20 protein-coding genes are annotated in these 22,672 nt (G+C 60.6%); 6 read left to right on the plus strand and 14 right to left on the minus strand.

Going from position 1 to position 22,672, the window contains the following annotated elements; translation table 11 throughout:
* Window positions 1-31: 31 nt before the first annotated feature.
* The 5 genes from V9G17_14745 to V9G17_14765 form a co-directional block, all read right to left on the minus strand.
* Window positions 32-1,429 (minus strand): hypothetical protein, encoded by a 1,398-nt coding sequence (locus V9G17_14745; protein MEI2753858.1) that lies wholly within the window; start codon window positions 1,427-1,429, stop codon window positions 32-34.
* A gap of 89 nt (window positions 1,430-1,518) precedes the next feature.
* Entirely contained in the window at window positions 1,519-2,016 is a 498-nt protein-coding gene (locus V9G17_14750; GenBank protein ID MEI2753859.1) for a sigma-70 family RNA polymerase sigma factor, read from the minus strand.
* Window positions 2,017-2,027: 11 nt separating this feature from the next.
* Entirely contained in the window at window positions 2,028-3,071 is a 1,044-nt protein-coding gene (locus tag V9G17_14755) for an amidohydrolase family protein (GenBank protein ID MEI2753860.1), read from the minus strand.
* A 10-nt stretch (window positions 3,072-3,081) separates the two neighbouring features.
* A complete protein-coding gene (locus V9G17_14760) occupies window positions 3,082-6,471 on the minus strand; it encodes an acyl-[ACP]--phospholipid O-acyltransferase (protein ID MEI2753861.1) in 3,390 nt (1,129 codons plus the stop codon).
* A gap of 123 nt (window positions 6,472-6,594) precedes the next feature.
* Window positions 6,595-8,484, minus strand: coding sequence for a MutS family DNA mismatch repair protein (locus V9G17_14765; GenBank protein ID MEI2753862.1), 1,890 nt, complete (start codon window positions 8,482-8,484; stop codon window positions 6,595-6,597).
* A gap of 29 nt (window positions 8,485-8,513) precedes the next feature.
* Between V9G17_14765 and V9G17_14770 the strand changes: the two genes are divergently transcribed.
* The 4 genes from V9G17_14770 (at window position 8,514) to V9G17_14785 (ending at window position 11,651) form a co-directional block, all read left to right on the plus strand.
* Window positions 8,514-9,449: a 50S ribosomal protein L11 methyltransferase gene (locus tag V9G17_14770; protein MEI2753863.1), complete on the plus strand. Its 936-nt coding sequence runs from the start codon at window positions 8,514-8,516 to the stop codon at window positions 9,447-9,449.
* The gene (locus V9G17_14775) at window positions 9,430-9,948 is read left to right on the plus strand and encodes an MOSC domain-containing protein (GenBank protein ID MEI2753864.1); all 519 of its coding nucleotides are present in this window, start codon (window positions 9,430-9,432) and stop codon (window positions 9,946-9,948) included. The genes V9G17_14770 and V9G17_14775 overlap by 20 nt, the downstream gene beginning before the upstream one ends.
* A 4-nt stretch (window positions 9,949-9,952) precedes the next feature.
* Entirely contained in the window at window positions 9,953-10,612 is a 660-nt protein-coding gene (locus tag V9G17_14780; GenBank protein MEI2753865.1) for a class I SAM-dependent methyltransferase, read from the plus strand.
* Window positions 10,613-10,949: 337 nt separating this feature from the next.
* The gene (locus V9G17_14785; protein ID MEI2753866.1) at window positions 10,950-11,651 is read left to right on the plus strand and encodes a formylglycine-generating enzyme family protein; all 702 of its coding nucleotides are present in this window, start codon (window positions 10,950-10,952) and stop codon (window positions 11,649-11,651) included.
* Window positions 11,652-11,710: 59 nt separating this feature from the next.
* Here V9G17_14785 and V9G17_14790 read toward each other — a convergent pair whose 3' ends face one another.
* Window positions 11,711-13,498 carry a fibronectin type III domain-containing protein gene (locus V9G17_14790; GenBank protein ID MEI2753867.1) on the minus strand — a complete coding sequence of 596 codons (1,788 nt, stop codon included), beginning with the start codon at window positions 13,496-13,498 and terminating at the stop codon, window positions 11,711-11,713.
* Window positions 13,499-13,523: 25 nt separating this feature from the next.
* Here V9G17_14790 and V9G17_14795 point away from each other — a divergent pair, with 25 nt between their 5' ends.
* On the plus strand, window positions 13,524-13,706 hold the full coding sequence (locus V9G17_14795) for a hypothetical protein (protein MEI2753868.1): 183 nt from the start codon (window positions 13,524-13,526) through the stop codon (window positions 13,704-13,706).
* 63 nt (window positions 13,707-13,769) lie between these two features.
* Here the strand turns inward: V9G17_14795 and V9G17_14800 are convergent, their stop codons facing one another.
* From V9G17_14800 to V9G17_14825, 6 genes are all read right to left on the minus strand, one after another.
* Window positions 13,770-14,570 (minus strand): alpha/beta fold hydrolase, encoded by an 801-nt coding sequence (locus V9G17_14800; GenBank protein ID MEI2753869.1) that lies wholly within the window; start codon window positions 14,568-14,570, stop codon window positions 13,770-13,772.
* Window positions 14,571-14,581: 11 nt separating this feature from the next.
* The gene (locus tag V9G17_14805; GenBank protein MEI2753870.1) at window positions 14,582-15,901 is read right to left on the minus strand and encodes a hypothetical protein; all 1,320 of its coding nucleotides are present in this window, start codon (window positions 15,899-15,901) and stop codon (window positions 14,582-14,584) included.
* A gap of 5 nt (window positions 15,902-15,906) precedes the next feature.
* Window positions 15,907-16,698 (minus strand): bifunctional hydroxymethylpyrimidine kinase/phosphomethylpyrimidine kinase, encoded by a 792-nt coding sequence (thiD, locus tag V9G17_14810; GenBank protein ID MEI2753871.1) that lies wholly within the window; start codon window positions 16,696-16,698, stop codon window positions 15,907-15,909.
* Between the two features lie 39 nt (window positions 16,699-16,737).
* Window positions 16,738-17,715, minus strand: coding sequence for a FlgO family outer membrane protein (locus V9G17_14815; GenBank protein MEI2753872.1), 978 nt, complete (start codon window positions 17,713-17,715; stop codon window positions 16,738-16,740).
* A gap of 71 nt (window positions 17,716-17,786) precedes the next feature.
* On the minus strand, window positions 17,787-18,290 hold the full coding sequence (locus V9G17_14820) for a hypothetical protein (GenBank protein MEI2753873.1): 504 nt from the start codon (window positions 18,288-18,290) through the stop codon (window positions 17,787-17,789).
* Entirely contained in the window at window positions 18,287-19,324 is a 1,038-nt protein-coding gene (locus V9G17_14825; GenBank protein ID MEI2753874.1) for a HEAT repeat domain-containing protein, read from the minus strand. Before V9G17_14825 ends, V9G17_14820 begins: the two co-directional genes overlap by 4 nt.
* 476 nt (window positions 19,325-19,800) lie before the next feature.
* On the opposite strand from V9G17_14825, the gene V9G17_14830 reads away from it, so the two are divergent.
* On the plus strand, window positions 19,801-19,959 hold the full coding sequence (locus tag V9G17_14830) for a hypothetical protein (protein ID MEI2753875.1): 159 nt from the start codon (window positions 19,801-19,803) through the stop codon (window positions 19,957-19,959).
* Window positions 19,960-20,360: 401 nt separating this feature from the next.
* Here the strand turns inward: V9G17_14830 and tenA are convergent, their stop codons facing one another.
* Complete coding sequence (tenA, locus tag V9G17_14835; protein MEI2753876.1) at window positions 20,361-21,029, minus strand: thiaminase II; 669 nt, start codon at window positions 21,027-21,029, stop codon at window positions 20,361-20,363.
* 94 nt (window positions 21,030-21,123) lie between these two features.
* Window positions 21,124-22,527 carry a Si-specific NAD(P)(+) transhydrogenase gene (sthA, locus tag V9G17_14840; GenBank protein ID MEI2753877.1) on the minus strand — a complete coding sequence of 468 codons (1,404 nt, stop codon included), beginning with the start codon at window positions 22,525-22,527 and terminating at the stop codon, window positions 21,124-21,126.
* Window positions 22,528-22,672: the final 145 nt, after the last annotated feature.

A 22,672-nucleotide genomic window follows, 5' to 3' on the forward strand; every position in this document is an offset into this window, starting at 1 on the left:
ATCGCCGCTGCGGGCCATGCCGGCGGCAGGGTCATTGGCTGATGGGAATTTCCACTGCCAGTTGGGCGCTGGTCGAGGGATCTTGGCTCACGACGTAGGTGGCCTGTTCCTGTGCGCCTCCTGCGTCGACGGGCGAGATCGATTCGATGAGCAGGTTGGCCGAGAAGCGATCGAGCATGCCGACCTCCTGCATGGTCAAGGGGCCGAACGGTTTCGGGGAAAGACGGACAATGAGGTCGAGTAATCCGTTCTCTGCCGGGGGAGGTAAGGGAATGTCACTTCGTTTTCCTGCCAGCAGCTTGAGCGAGATTTTCCCCGTTTCCTGTGGAGGCCACCAGAGTCTGGTGCCGGCGGAGCCCAGGTTTTGGAGAATTTGCAAATACGCATCCTGAGTCGTCTCCACCGTGATGCGCACCGGCTCTTTACTTCCGGCAGCGATCGCGGCACCCACTTCCCGGCTCTGCCCGTCTGGCTCCTGTATCACAAAGCTATACCGCAGACCCAACGGCCTCACGCGGCCGACAGCCCCAGTCTTCCCTGCCGCAGCAAATTGGTCCATTCTTCGTTCAAGCCGGCCGGCCTCCTCGCTCTCTTGCGCAGGATTGTTTGTATCGACACGCGGGGATGCCTCCCCATAGAAGAGTGCGCGGGCACTGTGTTTTGGGGCGAGCGCGCGCGCGGCCGGAGCCGTTGCCGGGGCAGCGGCTGGTGACGGAGCATGAAGCGAGAGGGTTTTGTCTGGGGATGCGGCTGCTTGCTCCGCCGGCCTGCCCGGTGTTGCGGCAGGAGCTGGGTTCGGTGATCCGTCCTGTTCGCGCGGCGATCCGTCCTGTTCGCGCGGCGACCTGACGCGATCGCGTGCCGTTTCACTGGCGCGTTGGTCCGGCAGCGTTGCCATTGCGGATCGCTCCCGCTTGGCAACCTTGTCGGTGAGCACATTCCTCTTCGATGGCGCCTGCCTTGGGTCGCCAGGCGCTTGTGCTTTGAGCCGTGATTCTGCCTCGGGCGATCGGAGCGAGTCTGATGGTTGAGGTGCCTGGACCGATGGCGCGGCTTGCCGGGCGTCCTCAGTCGCAACCGGTCTGGCGGCTCGATCGAGACTTTCCTGGTAGATTCTGGTGCCGAATGCGAGCGCGAAGATCACGGCGGCAAGACCGCCTGCGAAGGCGAGCCCAGCCGGTCGTTTGAACCAGGCCCACCAGGGAAGCGATTCACCAGCCTCGGATGTGCTGGCCCGCGCGAGTGTTTCCAGCAGCTTCCGGCGCACGGCGGGATCAGAGAGTAATTCCTTCAACGCCTGTTCATCCGCCAAGGCATTAAAGAGTGGCTGATCTTGCAGGGCGGCTTTGTAGAGTTGTGAACGCTCCTCCGGCGTCAGCGTATTCGCGGCGAATCCACCGAGTAATTTTTCGAGATCGTGTTCAGGCATACAAGGTCGTCGTTCGTGAAGCGTATCTCGTGAACCGATGGATCTGTCCGGTCATGTCGCACTGAACCGGAGACTCGTGTCACTCTCCATCATTCCCACGTGCCGCCCATTAAACTCAACAACTGTTTCCGGCAGCGCAGATCCCAGGTGTAAATGGTATTGATCGAAGTCTGCCCCATGAGCTTCTGAATTTCCGGAAAACTGTTCCCTTCCAACTTCCACTTGAACAGGTCGCGACAACGATCCCCGAGTTGAGCCACGGCGGCAATCAACCGATCGACGCGTTGCTTCTGGTCCAAGAGTGTCGCCGGATCGTCGCCGGGATTTGCCAATGGCAGCTCATCGACCGATTCCTGGTGATACTCGCCCCGGCGCAATGACTTGCGATGGGCATCCAGCAGTTTAAACCGGAGTATTTGAAAGGCCAGAGGAACCAGTTCGGTCAGCTCGGTGACGCGCACATACTTTTCGTGCAACAGGATCAACACCTCCTGCGTGAGATCTTCAGCCAGTTCTTTCGATACACGTGATGTCGCGAAGGATAAAATCCTTTCGCGCAAACTAGTGAGAATGTCGTCTCGCGTCATGGCTGTGTCGGTCAGTCGTTCGTTTTTGTCGACGAATGGGGAAGCAGATCTCCGAGGGAGCGGAATCCAAGCCCCAGCCCGTTACAAACCTCGACCTGCCGGTCGAAACGGTTCTTGGTCTGAATCATCTTGCGCAATGTTCCGAGTGCGACCCGGCCCCAGGCGGCGATATGGAACACCGACAACGGATAGTCAGTACCGAAGAGCAGCCGCTCTTGCACGTTGGGATATCGGCGTAGATGTAAGAGCATGCGAATACGGTTCGGTAACGTGAGGGCGGAAATATCCGCATAAAAATGCGGATACCGTTGCACGAGGTCGAGCAGGGTCGGCAGAAACTTCTCATAGAGGATCAATCCGTAGCTGCAGGCGTGGGCTGCGATGACCGTGGCGCCTTCATCCAGCGCCAGGCGCAACCGGTCCGGGTCACCGACGGACTGGTCTTTGCCGATCAGACTGAATTCGTAGCCGACATGACTGAGAAACGGCAATCGGCGCTCGGCCAGGGCGCGGTAGAAGGGTTTGTATTTCGGGTTTGCCGGGTCGAATTGTTTCGCGTTCGGCAAGACCTTCACCAGTACCGCGCCCGCGTCCGCACAGCGGTGGACTTCATCGATGGCGTCGCGCCGTTGCGGGTTGATGGAGACGCCGGCCAACAACTCATCGGGATGAGCCTGTGCGGTTTTGAGGACATAGTCGTTGCCGATCAGAAAGTCTGTGTGGGCCTGATTGAGCCGGCCGTTCTGGTCATAGACCCCGTCCATGGCAAGAATCACGGCCTGCTGCACGTGGCGCGAGGCCTTCAGTTCCGTCAGCAGGTCGGCGAGGTATTTCTGGTTTGCGGCGCGTGGCTGGTTCGGTTCGAGGTCGTGCTTCCACAGCAGGAACCGAAACAGCGGGCTCTTGAGCATTTTGGCCGAGATGTAACAGCCGTTGTCGCCATCGGGCAGGGCCGCTAAATGCACATGGCAGTCGATCAGTGTTTTTCCCTGCGGCCTGGCTTTCGGGGGTGGCTCGCGTCGCTGGTCGTTCGTCTCTCGTCCCTCGTGCGTCACGAATTTCCCTTCATGTTCCTAGCCGTTCCAACGCGATTCGTTTGAGGGCTCTGAGATCCAGTTTACCCGTTCCCAGGATCGGGAGTGCCTCGACTTTGAGGCAATGGGTGCGCGAGGGAAGGAACAGATTGGGAAGGCCGTCCGCCGCCGCTTTGGCTAGGATGGCTGGAATCCGGTCTTCGGTGAGTGTATGGAGCACAGCCAACTGTTCCCCTTTGCGCTCATCCGGTATCCCGGTGACGGCAAAGACTTGCAGCTCTTCACCGGAAGCCAATTGGAGGGCGTCCTCCACCCGTCGATGCGGCACCATTTCACCGCCGATTTTTGAGAAACGCGACAGGCGATCCGTGATGGTCAAAAACCCATCGTCATCGAGTGTGGCGATGTCCCCGGTAATATACCAGCCGTCACGGATCGCCTGGGCGGTCAAATCTTCGCGGCCCAGATAGCCGTTCATCACATTCGGCCCCTTGACGAGCAACATGCCGGCTGTGCCGGGCGGGAGGATGGCGAAGCTGTCCGGATCGACGATGCGGACTGAGACGCCGGGAAGGGGTTGGCCGACCGTGCCACGACGGGAGGCCGGTTGGTAGAATCCGGCGGCCCGGAAGTCGGGACAATTCACAGCAATCACCGGGGCGCATTCGGTGACGCCATAGCCCTCGATCGGGCCGATGCCGAACCGGTCTTGGAACGATTGGCAGAGACGAAGGGGCAATTTCTCCGCCCCCGTGAGCACCACTCGCAGCGTGCTGAACTGTTCCGGGGTGCAGCGACGCTGATAGAGCTGAAGAAAGGTGGGAGTGCAGACCAGAAACGTCAGGCGATGTTTGGCGCAGAGTTCTCCGATAGCCGCCACATCGAGCGGCGAGGGGTGAAAGACGGTCGCGGCGCCATTGAGTGCGACGTACCAGAAGACCAAATAGCCGAATGAATGGAAGAGCGGGAGGATGCCCAGAATTCGATCCTCCGCATCCAAGGGGAGCACTTGCGAGACGGCCTGCACATTTGCGTCGATGCTGAAGTGGGTGAGCATCACGCCCTTCGGTTCGCCGGTGCTCCCGCTGCTGAAGATGATGGTGGCGAGGTGATCCATCGTCACACGTTCAGTCTGACCGCAGGCCGATTCGATGAGGCGAAGCGGGGCGAGTAGGGCGAGGGCGGCCGCGGCGGCTTTCTGCCACGTGCCGATGGTGGCGCCGATGTCCTCCAGCCAGAGTATCGCCGGTCCCTCCGGGAGTTCGAGTTTGGCTTTCTCGATGAACTTGCGACTGGTGACGATGGTTCGCAGTTGCGCCTGGCGGACGGCCGATTCCAGTCCGGCTTTCCCCACGGTGTAGTTGAGGTTCACGCAGGTGCGGCCCGCGAGTGTGGCGGCAACTGTCGTCAGCGCCCCTGCCACGGTGGGCGGTAACAGCAGGCCGACATTCTGTTGCCCCTGCCAGTGGGTCTTCAGCGCGCGAGCCAGGGCAATCGCGCCGATCAAAGCCTGGAGCGAGGATACATGTGGTTTCGTCGCATCGGCCATCGCCAGGCGGAAGGGATGCCGACGCATGGTGCTGATGAAGGCCTGATGTAACGGGCGCCTGGCCGGTTTCCGTAGTTGCCAAGCGGTTTCACCGAGTTCGAGGACGAGGCGGCGCAGTTCGTGTGCGGGCGTCTCGGCTGGAACCGGGGCGCCGAAGGAGACGGTGACCGGATAGGGAATACGCTCCGGCCATTTGGTGACGAATCGTCCCCCGACAAAACTAAAAATGCTGCCCCAGACGCGATCCAGATGAACCGGCACAACCGGCACTGTGCGGCCTTTGACGATCCGTTCGAATCCGCGGCGAAATGGCAAGAGGTTACCGGTACGCGTGATTTGGCCCTCAGGAAAAATGCAGACAAGGTCTCCGGCATCGAGTGCATGACCAGCCTCGCGTAAGGCGCGAAGAATCACACGGGGACCGCCCTCGGACGAAATCGGAATCACCTGCAACGCCTTCATGAATGGTTTGAAGAGGCGGTGATTGACGTATTGCGCATCGACGATGAACCGGATGGGACGATCCAGGCTGGCGATCAGCAGAAAACCATCGACGAAGGAAATGTGGTTGGGGATGAGCAGGGCGCCGCCCGTCACCGGCACGTGCTGCTGTCCGACGATACGCAATCGGTAGATGGTATGCGTCAGCAGCACGAGGACCAATCGCAGGAACGTTTCAGGCATGAGCCACATCGCCCAGGCCGTTCCGATTGTGGTGGCGAGAGCGGTGGCGAGGAAAATGCCGACGGTCGAGAGGCCGGCGTTCGCCAGTACGCCGCCGCTCAACGAACCCAGCAAAATGCCGGTAAAGACACAAATGTTTTCGAGCGCGATGACCGATCCCCGCCGGTCGTGGGGCGCACGCCACTGCACCAGGGCATTGATGGGAATGAAGATGAGCGCACTCGACATGCCTAATGCGATCATGAGCGCGAGAGTGCCGCTGAACGGAGGTGTCCACCAGCCGAGGATCAGAAGGAAGGTGGCGACGCCGGCCGCTCCCAGGGGCACCAGCCCGTATTCAACCCGTGAGCGGGAGAGCCGCCCGACGACAACTGCTCCCATCCCGATGCCTACCGAGATCAAGGCAGAGGGAATGGTCGCCAGTGCATCCGAGAGGCCCAGCACGGCCTTCGCATAGATCAACACGTTCTGGACGACCAGGCTGGCGATGGTCCAGAAAAACACCGCCCCGGTGATGGCGAGGCGCAGCAGTCGATCTGCCTGCAAGGCCGAGACGGCTCCGCGCAATGTGTCGAAGAGTCCGCCTGCCGCGCGCGCAGGCGGCACCGGCGGAACGGCCCAGGCTGCGGCGAAACCGCCCAGGGCCAGCAGGGTTAACGCGAGGGGAGCCAGCCAGGGTTGCGTGCCTGCACCGGCCAAGAGGAAACCTCCGGCAGTCGTGCCGGTCAGGATGGCCAGGAAGGTAAACAGCTCCAGGACGCTGTTGCCTCGCGCGAGTTGTTCGTGCGGGAGCAGTTCGGGAAGAATGCCGTATTTAGCCGGACTGAAGATCGCGCTGTGCACCCCCATGCAGGCAAGCACGATGAGTGCCCAGGGCCCTCCGGTCGGATTTGCCAGCAGGGCAAGGGTTGCGGCGGCCATGAGGAGGACCTCCACCGCTTTCATGGTGAGGATGACGCTACGTTTACTGATGCGATCGGCGCAAAACCCAGCCACGAAGGATGTCAGCACGAGGGGCAGCGTAAAGACGACCATGGCGATGGTCGTTTGGGTTTGGGATGCCGTTTCCAGATCCTGGCCTGGCGCGAGGGTGGCCGTGGCGGCCCGGATGCCCAGGAGCGCCACCATGAATTTCCAGGCGTTGTCGTTGAAGGCGCCGCAAAACTGCGCGATCAGGAGCCCGCGCAAAGGAAGCCGGTCTGGTGAGGGGGCGGGCTGAGAATCGATAGGAGCCTCCTGTGCCTGCGTGCCGCTGTCCGCGAACGGTATTGCTGCCGCAGTGTGCCGAAATTGTTGAAATGATGCAATGCGCTATCGCGACGTTGTCGGTGGACTTTCTATCGGTAGCCCTTCGAGTGCCATGATTCGTAGCGCATTGGTGGTGGGGCAGGGGCCTGGTTTCAATCGATAGTCGAAGTGCAACGCGCCTTCCGCCACGGTTTCCTGGAAGTGCACGTTGGTGACCTGAGGAAGTTGTGTTTCCAATTCAGCCAGTTCGAGATCATGCGTGGTGACCAAACCGAACCCGTTCCCGCCTGCCAGGGCGGCGATGAGGGCGCGTCCTCCGATGAGCCGTTCCCGGTTGTTAGTCCCTTTGAACACCTCATCGATCAGCCAGAGCACGGGCGGTCCCTGGAGATCTCGCGTGCTGTCGAGAATGGTCTTGAGCCGTTTCACCTCGGCATAAAAAAATGAGAGGCCGCCGTCGAGGGAATCGTCCACTCGAATGCAGCTGCCGATGCGCACCAGGGACCAATGGAAGGATGTGGCACACACCGGAGCTCCTGCCTGCGCGAGACAGGTGTTGATACCGATGGTTCTGAGAAAGGTGCTCTTCCCTGACATGTTGGACCCGGTCACGAGAAACATGCGTCCGCGCCCCTGAAATACAATGGTATTCGCCACGCGGGTCTTCGCGGAGATGAGGGGGTGGGCCAGTTCCTGTGCATCGAGGATCGGTCCCGCACCGTTGGGATGGCCGGACTCATTCGGCTGCTGTAGCGAAGGCCAGGGGTAGTCCGGGTGCAGGTAGGCGAATGTCGCCAGGGCGGCAGCGGCGTCCAATTCGGCCAGCAGTTCGAACCACTGCGGCGCGACGGCGGCAATCCGGTCCTGCAAGTGCTGCAGATGATAGGTGTGGTAGAGATCCCAGGGGCCGACGGCGTTGATGAGGTAATGCACCAGCGGGTGGGCCCGCACGCTGAGCCGGTTCATCAGGGAGGCGGCCCGCTTCAGCGAGGTGGAGGGACGGGTGGACTGCTGCAGGAGCGGCCGGCACAGTTCCGCTAGCCGTGGGGTGGCACGGTAGGATCGTCGCTCCAGATACCCCAGGACTGCGCTGAGCCGCTCCAGTTGCCGGTGCAACGATTGGGCATGGTCGAAGATTTCTTCCGAGCGGCTGCGAACGGAGAGAAACAGGATTGCATAGACCCCGAACGACAACATCCAATAGTTGCCGATTCCGTAGATGAGATCGGCCAGCATGAGCCCAGCCGTCGCGAGGGCCAGGACAGTTTCAGTCACCAACATGGGGATGAAGCTGGGACTGTCGACTCGCTTCTGGAGTACCGCGAGGAGTCGTCGGCCGTCGATATCGGCGTCTTCCACTGCTTGCGCCTCCAAGGACAACCGGTCTCTGAGCAGGGAAAGCGGCGCCAATTCCCTGATGAGAGCCTGCCGGTGTGCCCATTGCGTCGATTGCGGCGGTTGATCGAAGAACCACGATGTGAGCCGTTCCTGCCCCTGCGACGAGATGGTGGTGTTGATGAGGTGCAGGAGTGAATGCGGGCCGGTAAGGTCGAGGTCGGTGGCGTACCCATGCCGTTCAGGCACCGCGACCGGGCGAAGCGGAATGTCGCCCCAGCTTAGGCGCATGCGCGCGAGGTGCACCTGTTTGATGCCCTGCCAGCGGCGGAGTCGGTGCAAGCGATCTTCGAGCCTGTTATGATACCAGGCCACTATGAGGAACAGCAGGAAGCTGCCTGCGAGTATGGCGTTGCCGAGCAGGGTCCATCCCAGTTTGTGTGGAATGATGGAGCCGAAGAGTCCAGCGGCAAAAATTGTGAGACGCCAGGTGGTGAACCGTTGGCTGACACGGCGGCCATCCGTTTCTATTCGTGTCAGGCGGCGCAGCATTCGCACCAGACTCTGTTCTCGCGCCGGCAAATATCGTGATGGTGTGGTTTCTGTATTGGGTGTCATCGTACCGCTGACGATACTGGGAGTCTGAGATGGCGTCAACCTCGAAGACATATGATTGTAACGCTGATGCACCCGCCACGCCGGGTTCAGGCGACTGGATCCAAGTCGATGTGCAGACCTCGCTGGATGCCGGTGAACTTCTCGGGATGCTGAACGATCCGGAAGTGACCGGCGCGTGGCAGGAACAGGACTGGATCCATCTGTATTGGCCTGCGGCCCGTTGTGGACCGGATACGTGGCAGGGCCTGAGGCTTGCGTTGACTCAGCTGGGGCATCCCGAAACGGCCGGCGCGATCACGATCAATCGCCTGGCGGACCAAGATTGGAATGCCCAATGGTCGCGTTTGGTGGAGCCGATCAGAATCGGGCATGTGGTCATCAGGCCAAGTTGGAAAACGGTGGCGCTGAACCCCGGCGACATCGAATTGATCATCGATCCCAAGCAGGCATTCGGCACCGGCCACCATGCCACGACTCAACTGCTGATCGACTGGCTGCAAGGGGTGGTGACGCCCGCGGATCGCGTGCTGGATGTGGGAACCGGCAGCGGTATATTGGCGATGGTGGCCCTCCGGCTCGGGGCCGCAGAGGCGGTCGGGGAGGATTTCGATCCGGTGGCGATTGAGTGCGCGCGAGACTATGCTCAGGTCAACGGGTTCGATGCCCGACTGACGTTGGCGGTGGAATATGCCCAGACGCAGAAGCCGCATCACGGATTCGAGCCTACTCTGGTCCTCGCCAATTTAGACCGGCAGACCCTGCTCAACGCCGCAGAGACGCTCTGTGGATATGCCGCAGGCGGGGCGCGCCTGCTGCTGTCCGGTCTATTGGCCGATCAGCGGGTTGAGATTGAAGCCGCCTATGCCGAGCATGGAGTCTATGTGAGGGCATGGAGAGAACGGGACGGATGGATCGCCCTGGACGCGAGCGGTATGGAGTCCTGTGATGGCGGACTCTGCTCCTGACGATCAGATACCCCAGCGGGTGATTCCATACGTGCATCAGGTGAGCCTGTCCGACGGCGGGGTGCCGAAGTCGGCTGCGCTGTGTGCGCAGGTGACGCGTGATGGATTAGTCGGCGATCGTCAACGCAACCGGAAGTATCACGGCGGGCCGGATCGGGCCCTGTGCCTGTTCTCCCTGGAGGTCATCGAAGCCCTTCGCGCGGAAGGTCATTCGATCGGGCCCGGGTCGTCCGGGGAGAACCTCACCCTGGCGGGGCTCGACTGGTTCCTCATGCGGCCTGGCGATCGACTTCGAATCGGTGAGCAGGTGCAGCTGGAGCTGACGAGTTATACGACACCCTGTCGATACAATGCGCAGTGGTTCAAGGGCGGGGACTATGAACGAATTGACGAGGAGGCGCACCCCGGATGGAGCCGGCTCTATGCGCGGGTTCTTCACGAAGGGACGGTGCGGCCCGGCGATCGCGTGGTGGTGGAACGAATGAAGCAGGTAGGTTGATCGTATGAAGCGAGTGCTGGAACCGGAACTGATGGACGATGCGGCTCAGGCCCGCGCCTATGCGAAAGCGGATTTCGCGGAGGAAAATCAGGGCTTCGTCGATCGTTTTCGCGAATACTTTCCCGATTGGGCCGGTGGTCATATCGTCGATTTGGGGTGTGGACCGGCGGATATCCCGATTCGTTTGCTCCGTTCCTTCCCGGGGGCGCGCGTGACGGCCGTCGATGCCAGCCGTCCAATGCTCGATCTGGCGGCAGAGGCTATTGCCGGTGCAGGCCTGGCAGATCGCATCACCCTCCGCTGTGAGCGGTTTCAGTCACTCACTCTCTCTGAACAGGCCGATGCGCTGCTGTCCAATAGTCTCCTGCACCATGTCCCGAATCCGCTGCAGTTTTGGTTTTACCTCAAGCAATGGGCCAAGCCGGGCGCCTGTGTTCTGGTGATGGATCTCTTGCGGCCGGATTCCCCTGAGGCGGCTCAGGCCTTAGTGGACCAATATGCAGGCGACGAAGATCCGATCTTGAAGCGCGACTTTTACAACTCGCTGCTGGCCGCCTTTACCGAGGATGAGGTTGCGGCGCAACTGGCCGAGATGAACCTCTCCCGGCTCCTCATCGACGTGCCGGACGACCGGCATTGGGTCGTCGGTGGCGTCCTTCTGTAAGCAGTATGGGGAACACGTGCCCCAGTTGCGTTCTCACCTCGGTTACATCCTGAACGTACCCCTGAGGGCGCGCCTGCGCTGTGGTCGTCGGCTGGGGCCCTGCTGGATGCCCGGTGTGCCTATCCTGTTATGCTGATGACTTTCTTCCCCGGTCTCGCAGGGCGCTCGCGCCTGAAGGGCTGTTTGTGTATGCTTCTGTGCTATGCGCCTGTCCCTCAGCTTCGTGATACTGCTCCTACTCCTTCCCAGTGTGCCGACTGACGATCCAGCGTATGCGCAGCTTGAACGGCTGCGGAAAAACAGAGACATTGAAGCAGCGACAGTTCCTGAGACGCCAATGGTGGAAATTCCTGAGGGCCACTTTCTGATGGGAGCTAATGGCACGGATGCCTTGGAGGATGAACGGCCGCAGCATCGCCTGTGGTTGGATCGGTATGAAATGGATCTCTACGAGGTGACGATTGGGCACTATGCCACGTTTCTGGCGCAGGCACACCAGTCGCCGCCGTGGCAATGGGAGTCAGTCGATCTGGCCCGGCATCACGATCGTCCGGTCATTGGCGTCAGCTGGTTCGATGCGGAGGCCTATTGTCGCTGGCGAGGCGCACGTCTCCCGACCGAAGCCGAATGGGAGAAGGCGGCGCGGGGGAACGATGGTCGATTATTTCCCTGGGGCAGCCAATCTCCGACCGATGGTGCGGCGAATTTCGGACTTGGCGCGAGGTTCAGCTACAGTCAGGTGTTAGCGCCTGTTCAGGGATACGAGGCCGGTCGCAGCCCCTACGGGGTATTTCAGATGGCGGGGAATGTCGGGGAGTGGGTGGCCGATTGGTACGGGGCGAATATCTATGAAGCCAGGGCGTTGAAGAATCCCACGGGACCTGAGCAGGGCACATTTCGCGTCGTGCGGGGCGGGTCTTGGTCGGATTTGCCGAAGTATCTATTGACCTATGCTCGGGGGAAGTTGTCGCCGGACACTCAAAATAGCTATACGGGATTTCGCTGTGCCAGGACGGTCGTTCCGATCACTTCACCATGAGCTGGGCGCCTATTGCGCGCCAGCTCACGGCATCTCGCTTTTCTGTCTCACCGGTTCCTTTAGAACAGGCTCTTGCTGATCTCCGCAGACTTGGCACTCTCGTTCCCCGACTTGTCGAAAGCCGATACGGCAAAGAAGTAGGTTGTACCGACCGGTAGATTGGTGACCGTAAAGCTGGTCCGGTTGCTCACCTCGAAGGGGCCGGCGAATCCATAACTGCCCGATCGCGTTCCGACGTAGACCCGGTACCCGGCGAGGTCAGCCTCGGAATTTGCAGTCCAACTGACCGTGGCGCTGGTAATCGTGGACGTCGTCGATGTGGTCGCGACCGGCAGCGGGGCCGGCGGACTGGGGGGCGGTGGTGGTGGAGCGGTCACCGTCGGTGTGGTCGGCGCCGAAGGCGATGTCGCAGCGGTTTGGCCTGCGGCAATCGTAACGGTCACCGGGACGCGTAGCATATTGGAGAAATTATTCGGCCCGGACTCGACGATATACACGACCGCAGAGTAGGTTCCTGCCGCAAGGCCTGTGGTCTTGGCGGTCACCACAATTTGATCGGCCTCAGTGGAGATCGTTTGGGTGCTGCCGTACGGCGGATTCATCCAGATCCACGGTTGATTGGTGCTGAGTGAATAGACGTGCTGATCGGTTCCTGTCTTGCGAAGGGTTAAGGTGCCGACTGCACTGGCACTTGTCAGTGACAGCGAAGACGGACTGACCTGGATCGGTCCAGTAGCGGCGGTCACCGGTGCCGGGGGAGTCGGTGATGGAGCCGGCGGGGGCGGCACGGCCACAGGCGTCGGCGGTGGGGGAGGCGTCAGGGCCACCGGTTTAGCGAGGGGCGGCGTGACTGCCGGCGGCGTGGGGGACGGTGGTGCGACGGAGGAAGCTGTCACGGTCAGGGTGACCGGAATCCGCAGCATGTTCCGGAAGTTGTTCGGTCCTGATTCGACGATGTAGACCACCGCCGAATGGGTGCCGGTCGGCAAGTTGGCGGTTTGGGCCGTAATCACCAGCTGATCGGCCTCAGTGGAGATCGTTTGGGTGCTGCCGTAGGGCGGATTCATCCAGACCCACGGTTGATTGGTGCTCAGAGAATAGACGTGTTGGGCCGCTCCCTGTTTACGCAAAGCCAGGGTCCCCACAGCCGTTCCCCCTTTGGCCGCCGTGAGCACGAGCGCCATGGGGGTTGTGGCGATCCCGCTGTCTGCGACCACCGGCGGCGTGACGGGCGCCGGGGCTGGTGGTACGGCCACGGGAGTTGGTGGTGGGGGCGGTGTCAGGACGATAGGCGTTGGTGGCGGTGGGGGCACCGCTGTAGGGCTCGTGGGTGCCGGGGGGGTGACCGGTGAACTCGTGACGGTGAGGGTGACCGGGATCCGCAGCATGTTGGTGAAGTTGTTGGGCCCTGAGTCCACCACATACACCACTGCCGAATGGGTGCCGGTCGGCAAGTTGGCGGTTTGGGCCGTAATCATCAACTGATCGGTTTCAGAAGTGATGGACTGGGTGCTGCCGTAGGGCGGATTCAACCAGACCCACGACTGGTTCGTGCTGATGTAGTACGTGTGCTGATCTGCACTGGATTTCTTCAGCGTGAGCGTGCCGACAGCGGGCCTGCCCTTCTGCGCCGTCAAGACCAATGCTGTTGGATTCGGTAGGATGGGGGCGGTTCCGCTACCTTGGGCCTTCGTGACGGCTGCGGCAAGCGACGACTGTTGCAGCAGGCTCAGTGTGGTGGTGCTGTCCGCGGCCGTTGCGTGGGACGGCACCCCTGCAGAGAGAAGGGCTGAAGACAAACAACCGAATGCACCGATCACAAACACACTCGTGGGCGTCTTCATCATATTTCCTCCGGGAGAAAGCCAGACGGTGGATGAGCAACCGTCGTGCCACGCGCAGAATGAGCGCGATTCCCAGAAACCCTTGTCACGCGCCATTTTGCCAGGAATCGAATGGGGAATTGCTGCTCGTTATTTTTCGCTGTGCAAGATGGAGCACTGGCTGCAGGAGAAAACCTTCGACGCCTCGCTATTCCGCGACATCGTGTTGTAAGTCAGCCCGGTACGTGGGTGAGGGACGTCGTCGACGAGGTGGTGATGTCGGAAGACACCGAGGTCAGGCCATCGGATGTCGAGAGACCCACTCAGTGAGGAGCGTCAGCATCCGTTGAAAATCCGAGGTCTTTGTGAAGCGGTGATCAGCCCCTGCGAGTATCTCCAATCGTTTGGGGCCAGGTAAGGCTTCGAAGAGTCGCTGGCTCTGGTGGAGTGGCACATATTCATCACGATCGCCCTGGACGATCAGTGTTGGCACCGTGATGGTTCGGGCCGGTTCATAGGCAATCCGGTTGAGGGCGTCCTGGTAGAAGGTATAGTCGAGGGGCAGGCGTGTGGCACCTCCGTGAAGATCGGGAATGGTGTCGGTTTGTTTCCATTCTTGCAGACCATCCTCCCCGAGCTCCAAGCGAAGTTCTTCTCCGAAGTCGACGACGGGACATTTCAACGCCAGACAGGCGAGCGGTGGAATGGATGCCGGCTTCGCGGTGTGCGCTTGTGTCCAGTCAGCCGCGGCGAGGATCGAGATCAGGCCGCCGAAGCTGGAGCCGACGAGTGCGAGCCGGTGATATCCACGGGTCAACAGGTAGTGCAGGGCTGCGAGGGCTTGGCCGACTCCAATCGTCGTGGTCAATTTGGCGAACGGGCCGTCGCTGTCGCCGTGCCCGAAGCAATCAAATCGGAGCGTGGCGATCCCCCTGCCGATCAACAGTGCGGTCAGGGCCTGATTGCTCGAACTATTTTTGTGTGACAGGAATCCGTGGCAGAGCACGGCTACGTGATCGGTTGGCTCATCCGGTCTCGCCAGGACCGCGGCGATGCGGTGGCCTGGCGTGTCGTGGAAAAAGACGGTCTCTTCCATAGGACGACTCGTTACACGCCGGTGTGATGTGATCCCGGTTTGTCCGTTGATGCACGGTCGCCGCTCGGCGTGCTTCCTACGACCTGCGTCATTTTGACCGTCACCATCGTGAGGTGGACCAGGAGGAGACCTAAACTCCCCCAGGTGCCGACCTGAATCCAGGTCGAAGAGAGTGGGAGGTTCCAGGTCAGTGAAGAGACGAGGACAAGCCCCAGTGATCCAAAACTGAGCGTGACGACCTGCAGCGCCCGCCATCGGTCCATGATGCGCACAAGGTGCTCTCGATAGGTGCTCCGCTTTTTGTGATTCGCCACCTGTTGTGCCGCCAGGATTGCCGGTAAGGCACAAGACAGTCCAGCAACGGTTGCTTGCAGGAGGAAGCCCAGGAACGCTGTGTGGGTGTAGGCGACCAGGTGAAGCGTGCCGTAGGGCATGACCGGTGGAGACCACAGGACATTGATTCCCAGCGCCAGGCCGATGCACGTCATGATGATCAGGAGGCACAAGGCGACCATGAGGTGGTCTGTGGCGACGGAACTGGGTTGGCCCGCTCGGCTCCAGGTTCGGATGAGATTCACGGTGAGAAGTGCCAGCGTCACAAGGAGGCCGACGCCGGCAACCAGTTGAATGTGAACGGAGGACAACAAAAACCCTGTGATCAGTCCTGCGGCGCAAGCCGGCAGCAGGAGCCATACCATCTCTCCGAGGCCGGCGCTGTGCAGGGCGCGATTCATCAGCCCGGGTATCGCCAGTTGGATCGCTCCGACCACCCCCAGTGTGAGGAAGAGCAGAAGACCCGCGTGCAGGTGCCCTAGCCGTATGATGCCGTGCCAGGTGGGAAACCAGGCTCCGGCGAGAAATTCGCCCAGGACCAATGTGCCGACTAGTCCGGTACAGGTGATCCCGAAAAAGAAGGTCGAGAGCGGAGTCCAGCTGGAGCTGGTCCGTAGCCCGGCCATCAGATGACGTACCATGGGGACAAACAGTGCGGCGAGTAACAGCCCGGCGCCAATCGTGAGGGTGGAATCGCGCAACCAGGCGCCGGCAGCGAGTCCCAGGGCGGAGAGATTCAGGCTGAGGAAGAGTAGGCGGTGTTTCGGTCGTGCGCGGTCCTGTCCGGCCAGGTCTACTGCTGTCAGGGCCAAGCCGGTCATGATTTGAAGAAGCCCTCCGATGAGCGCCCCATGCACGTGTAGGAGGCGAAGCCCAGGAGGAAGCGGGGCGCCGCGCACAATGCCGAGGAACGTCGCAAGTCCGAGCAGTGAGGTCAACAACAGCCAGCCCCATCCGGTCAGCAGAAACGATAGTGGGGATCCCAACCCGCTACTCATCGCGCTTACTCCTGATTTAAGAAATAGAAATGGTTGGTCGGCCCAGTTCCGTGCCCGATGGCCAGGCTGTGCCGGATGGCCTCGGTCAGATAGGTCTTGGCGGTTTGAACGGCGTCGGGCACGGTTTTCCCCCGGGCGATATGTGCCGCGATGGCTGACGCAAAGGTGCAGCCGGTGCCGTGGGTGTGCGGCGTGTCAATGAATTCACCCTTGTAGATATTGAAAAACCGGCCGTCGTACAGCAGGTCGGTGGCGCGGTCACTTGGTAGATGTCCTCCTTTGATGAGGACGTTGGCGCAGCCGAATTGGTGAATGATCTTAGCGGCCCGGCGGGCGTCGGCCAGCGAGGCGATTTCAATGCCCGACAGCTGTTGGGCCTCGTGCACGTTCGGGGTCACCAGTAAGGCGATCGGGAAGAGTTCTCTCTTCATCGTGTCGATCGCATCCGGTTTCAGGAGCGGGTGGCCGCCCTTGGCGATCATCACGGGATCCACCACCAGGTTTTTCACCTGCTGGGGCTTCAGCAGTTTCACGACCGTCGTAATGATGTCGGTGGAGGAGAGCATGCCCGTCTTGACCGCCGCGACGTCAAAATCGTCGAAGATGGCGTCAAGCTGCGCGGCAATGATCGAAGTCGGCAGTTCGAACACATCGACCACCTCTTCCGTGTTCTGGGCTGTGACGGCGGTGATGACCGACATGGCATAGACTCCGTTGGCCGACATGGCCTTCAGGTCCGCCTGAATCCCTGCTCCGCCGCCCGAGTCTGAACCCGCTATTGTCAAGACTTGTTTCATCGTGAAGATTTCCTCTGCAAATGGTCCGGAGATAATACCTTATGGAGTGGGGGCGCTTGGTGCCTGCGGGGTAGGCTGGTCGGCCTCGGTAACCGGCGCAGCTTCGAGCGTCAGTCCGTCGAGGTTGATGACACGATCCGGCCGCGGGGATGTTTCGTGATAATGCAGGGTCAGAGATCCCTTGGGCGGCTTGTCGGTCGTCAGGAACGAAAGGCCTGTATGTCGCTGTCGTCTAGGATCCAGTTCCATCCCGCGCGTGCAGAGTCCTTCGCGGTTTTGGGCGACATCCTGCTTCCACTGTTCGCCCTGCTCATCCGATAGGTAGGTGTCCAGCAGTTGGCACCCGATTTTGACCGGATGGGTGGTGCGGTTGATGAACAGCAGGTCGAGCTGGATCTGGTCATCTTGCTTGGAGATGCTCACGACACTGATTTTGTACAACTCGTTCTCATGGGAGTTCAAGGGGGGGGTGACGGGGCCTGTTATCACTACCGGTGCCGGCGGTTTGGGGGCATTCGCCTGCTTCAGGAGTGCGGCGAGTGGACCTGATTTAGGCAAGACCGACCGGGCGGCGCCGACCGGGAACACGGTATAGGGGCCGATCAACCTGGCGGTGACTTGAACGCCCTCGGGAATTTCAAGATAGGCGCCGGTGACGTAGAGATCGGCGCGTAAGGCCTTTGCCACTTTCTTGGCCGCTTTGGCTTGTGAGGTATCCAGATGGGTGAGCTCGTGTTTCTCCATAGTGGCCAGCAGGAGCTTGCGGTCGACGACTTTCAGCTCTCCCGCCACGAGTAAATGGGTGGCCAATTCCTCGGCCAGGAATTGCCCGATGGGTGTCACTTCGCCCGTGCTATCGACAAAGTCCAGCACCGCGAGCCGTGACTTTTTCATCTTGATGGCTTCGGCCGCCACCCCCTCTGCCAATTCCTTCACGCTCTCTTCATATTTGGAAGCCGCGAGGGCAGCTGAGTGCCACAGGAGGAGCAAGGCAAGACACCAGAGGATACGGATCATCGGGAGGCACTCACGGCATAGTGACGCATGGCCCACATTATACTCACGTTGTTGATACTGTCCAGCCCGTGTCATTCAGCAAGAGGCCTCGGTAGGAGCAGTTTTGTCAGGAGACGCCCCAACCCGTAGCCAACCGGGATGCCGGCCGACAACATGACCGGTAGATACAAATAGGCCAGCGCGCCTTGCGCATCCGGATGGAGCAACACGTCAAGATGGGTCCAGCTTGCGAGGACCAGCATGCCCACCCCCGCCCCCGCGAGTCCTAGGGCCCGGCGACGTGGAATCAGCGGATCCTGCGTCCGGGCGGTACCCAGATGCAGCAGAATCATTACTGCCAGGATCAAAAATGGAATGGCTGTCAACAGGCCGATAAGGAAGAAATTATAGCCGGGTGCGAACAGGTGCAAGGTGAATGATCGCCAGGCCCGTGCAATGGGGGTATCACGAACGACAACCTCTACCGCCAGCATGATGGTCCAGGGGAGCAGGAGCCCGCCGACCATGCTGCCCCAGAACCCCATGCGAGTCAGGAGGCGGAGTCGCGAGGATGCGTCGTGTGGCGTGGTGGTCATGGTTGAGGCTCCTTGGCAGCGGATACCGGCGCGGCCTCAATCGCAGAGATTGCGCCGGCAATGGTGTCACGTACGACCGGATCCGGATCGTCTCGCCGCTGTTGAAGAGGCTGGATCGCCAGTTTCGCGGCGGGCCCCATCGCGCCCAGGGTTTCTGCCGCGAGGTATCGAATGAGCGGCCGGTCATCCTGGAGCAGCGGCAGGACCGGGAGCAGGGCGTCGCCGGCCGCCGGACCGAGCTGGGCTAACTGATGTAAGGCATAGTCGCGCGCGGAGGAATGTTGGACCATCATCCCGAGCGATTCGATTTGGGCCGCATCGTCAGGCTGGGCCTTGTCCAACGCACGGCGGGCCAGCGTCGCAAGTGACGTGTCCGGATCGTTCAGCAACGGTGTCAGCATGGTGATGACAGGCTGGGTCAAGGGCACCGTAAAGGCAAATTGGGCGACGGCGGTCTGGCGAACCAATGAGGAGGAATCGTGAAGCCCATCCAGCAAGGCTGCCACGATGGGCGTGGATGGAATGCCGATACTCGCCAAGGCCATCAAGGCATTTCGGCGAACGAGCTCGTCAGGATCATGTTCCAGCGCCAGCAGCGCCGGCACCGCTGGTTTGGCCACAGGCCCCAGGCTGCCGAGCACGGCGCAAGCGGTGCGACGTTGCTGCACGTCCTGATCCTGTAGGTGCGGAATGAGGTGGGTCATGACCTGCCTGGCTGCCGTCAGATCAATCGATTTCAGCGCCGCGGCAGCGGTGCTGTTGGCATGTTGGCTGCCATCCCGCATGGCCTGCGCCAGTAGGGAGGGAATGGCCGCCTGTGCCGGTGGTCCGACCTGTCCCAGTTGTTCCGCCGCGACGATGCGTGTGGATGGATCGTCGTCCTGGAGCATCGCGATCAATGTCGGCACGGCTCGTGCGCCGGTTGAAAGCCAATACCAAAGTGCCAGAAGAGCGATGAACAGGACGAGGCCAAGCAGGTGCAACCTGATCTCTCGTGGCGTCAGGACGGTGGGTGATGAAGCGTTGTTGATCATGTGGAAGACTCATATCGTGAAGTGCACAGTGTCGAGATCAGCGTAGCACAACGGAGGGGAAACGCTGGGGTGCGAGCGAGAGACAGGGTGCGGTGCTTCTTGAGTAGCCCAGCCGCGTTGGAGCGGATGAGGATCGTCGCTGCCGATACAGATAGGCTGTCACCTGCCATCCCTCGCGAAGTAGATGAAGTAGTTGTCATTGGATGAGAGATCGCACCGCTGTTCGTAAGTCCTACGGTTGAACCGCTAGCCAAGGTTGAAGCTGCCTGTTCGGCGATTCCACAGTCACGTGCACACTTGCTGCCACAGGCCCGGCGGAGCATCAGCCCCGGCGATGCCTGAAGAGATGAGCTACGTACTATCATTGTTTCAACTATAGGGAGATTTCCTCCGACACCTGGGTGTTTGCCTCGTAGCCTATGTCTGATGGCAGGACTAGCATGAAAGTAGGACAACCAGGAATGAAGGAGGTCATCATGCCTGTCTACTTCCTCATCGCCTTGACGATCCTGTTTTGCGGCATTGCAGTCTGGGCTTCTGCTACTCAGGAGAGTATTCCCATGAGGGGTGATGAAGAACCCGATTGGGATGTCGAACCACTCACCCAGCCGGAAGAATATCGAAAGGCTAGCTGAGCGGTTCGGTCGAGCCCTCTTCGAACACGTGTGACGTGATCCACCTGTCAGTCCCGACTACCGTACCGGCAGGGAATAAGTGCACGAAGCGCGTGGTGTATCCCGCGCGGGCGGCCTGAGCGGAGTGTCTCAAAATCTCAGCTTCACGGCTGCGATGTAGGTAAGTGGTTCTCCCCACCCTTAGTGGATGTGGGAATGGCGAGGGAGGGGGGCAGGCTCTGAGCGTGCTCACCGCACCGGCTAGGTCTTTGTGCTGCCAGAGGCGAGCCATCCTGCATCGCAGGTGGCGTCAGCTGTTCGAAGCTGCGGGACGCAGCAAGTTCTGACGCCAGGGCCGCCTCCGGCAGCGCATGCCGGTGCGGTGGTTCTACGCGGAAGAGCCTGGCCTCCTCTCTCGCTCCTCACACCGGCCACTTCTCCTCGTTCCAGGCCATTTCCCAAAACATCCATTCGTACTTCGAGCTGATCAGAAACGCCTGCTCCATGCGCTTCTTTTCCTCATGTCCTGCCGTGCGCGCCCAGGTATCGACTCGGGCCCGCATCCATTCCTGCACCGCCTCAAACTCCGGTGAGGCATAGAGCATCAGCCACTCCCGGTAGGGATGTTTGGCGGGCGGCGGGCCGCTTTTGAGAAAATGTTTGCCGACGATGCAGTAGATCCAGGCACAGGGGAGTGCCACCACCGTAATCTCGGTGGCCGTACCGCTCTGGGCGACCGCCAGCATGTGACGGGTATAGGCATAGTTGGTGGGAGCCATCGGTTCGTTCAGCATGTCGTGGGGGGCGAGTTTCCAGCGCTTACCGTAGGTTTCGTGAAGGCTGCGTTCCACGGTGATGGTTTCTTCGGCCAGCTTGGCAAAGCGTAGCGCGGATTCGGAGTCTGGCGCTCGCAACGAGCCGGCGGCAAATACGCGTGCCAAATCCGCGAGAAAGCGGGCATCCTGGAGGATGTAGTAGCGGAATTTGCGCTCCGCCAACGTGCCCTTTCCGAGGGCCACGACGAACGGATGCGTCAGCTGGGCATCCCAGATCGGCTGGGCCAATTTTCGAAGATGGTTCGAAAACGACATCTGATTCCTCCTTCGTCGTGCCACGTCATGCGCAATATTCGATATTCAATCGTCCATTAAACAGTGAACATGGTGCATTGCGGTTGGCGACACGTCAGACTCTCGGCGGCCAGGGTCGGGGCAATTGATTAATGCCGTCGAGGGCCGCGACGCGGTAACACTCCGCGAGTGTCGGGTAGTTGAATACAGTGTCCACGAAATAATCGATCTGGCCGTGATAGGCCATCACGGTTTGGCCGATGTGGATGAGTTCCGTGGCGCCGTCGCCGATCGCATGCACGCCGAGCAGTTGCCGGGTTTTGTTGTGAAAGAGCAGTTTCAGCATACCGAGTTCGTCCCCGATGATTTGCCCACGGGCGATTTCCCGGTAGCGGGCGATACCGACGGCATAGGGGACGCCGTGTTTGGTCAAGTCGTCTTCGTTGCGGCCGACCATGGAAATTTCCGGGATCGAATAAATGCCGTATGGCATCAACTCGGACTGGGTCTGGCAGGGAATGCCGAAGGCATGGCAGGCAGCATGGCGCCCTTGCTGCATGGAGGTCGAGGCCAGTGCGGGGAAGCCGATGATATCGCCCGCCGCATAAATGTGGGGCACCGCCGTCTGGTAATGCTCGTTGACCGTCAATCGCCCACGGTCGTCTGCCGAGAGTCCCACCGCGTCCAGGTTGAGTTCGGCGCTGGCGCCGGTGCGGCCGACCGAATAGAGCACCGTGGTCGCGGCGATCTCTTTACCGCTTTTCAGCCGAACGATGACCTGTTCTTGCGCCTGTCGCTCGACCGACACGACTTCTTCGTTGAAACGGAGGGTCACGCCGATGCTGCGCATATGGTACTGGAGCGCTTCAATCGTCTCCTGATCGACAAATTCAAGCAGGCGCGGACGACGTTCGATCAGAGTGACGTGGATGCCCATGGTGGCCAGGATCGAGGCATATTCCGCGCCGATCACACCGCCGCCGATGATGGTGATGGACTTGGGCAGGGTTTTCAACGCCAGCAGTCCATCGGTGTCGATGATGCTGTGGTCGTCGAAGGGAATGTGCGAGGGCCTGGCAGGAAGTGTTCCGCAGGCAATCACCACAAAGTCGGCGGTGTGTTCGACGTGGTCGCCGTCGCGTTCGATGCGCAGGCGGTGCGGATCGACGAACGAGGCCGTTCCGAACAGGAGGTCGACTTTGTTGCGCGTCATCTGGTGCTGGATGATTTCGATTTCCCTTGTGATGACGTGGTTGGCGCGAAAGGTGAGATCCTCCATCGTGATGTCCTGTTTGACGCGATAACTGGCGCCATACAGACTGCGCTGGTGGAAACCTGACAGATAGAGTGCGGCCTCGCGGAGAGATTTGCTGGGGATGGTGCCGGTGTTGGCGCAGACGCCGCCAACAACCTGTTTGCGCTCGACGATGCCGACTCTCTTGCCGAGTTTTGCCGCTTGGATGGCGGACTTCTGCCCTGCTGGGCCGGTTCCGATGACCAGCAAATCGTAGTGAGCCATGGTGTGTTGATTAGTTCCTGTACTTCGTGACGTGTGACGCGTCTCTCGTTGTGAAACAGCGCCGTGCGCTCATCGAGATGCTGTCCTGCCTTCCGTGCTCTCGGCCAGACACCATACGCGCTTCGCTGCCTGTGCGAGATACGCG

The sequence above is a fragment of the Nitrospira sp. genome, assembly GCA_037045225.1.
In the GTDB taxonomy this organism is placed as follows: domain Bacteria; phylum Nitrospirota; class Nitrospiria; order Nitrospirales; family Nitrospiraceae; genus Nitrospira_A.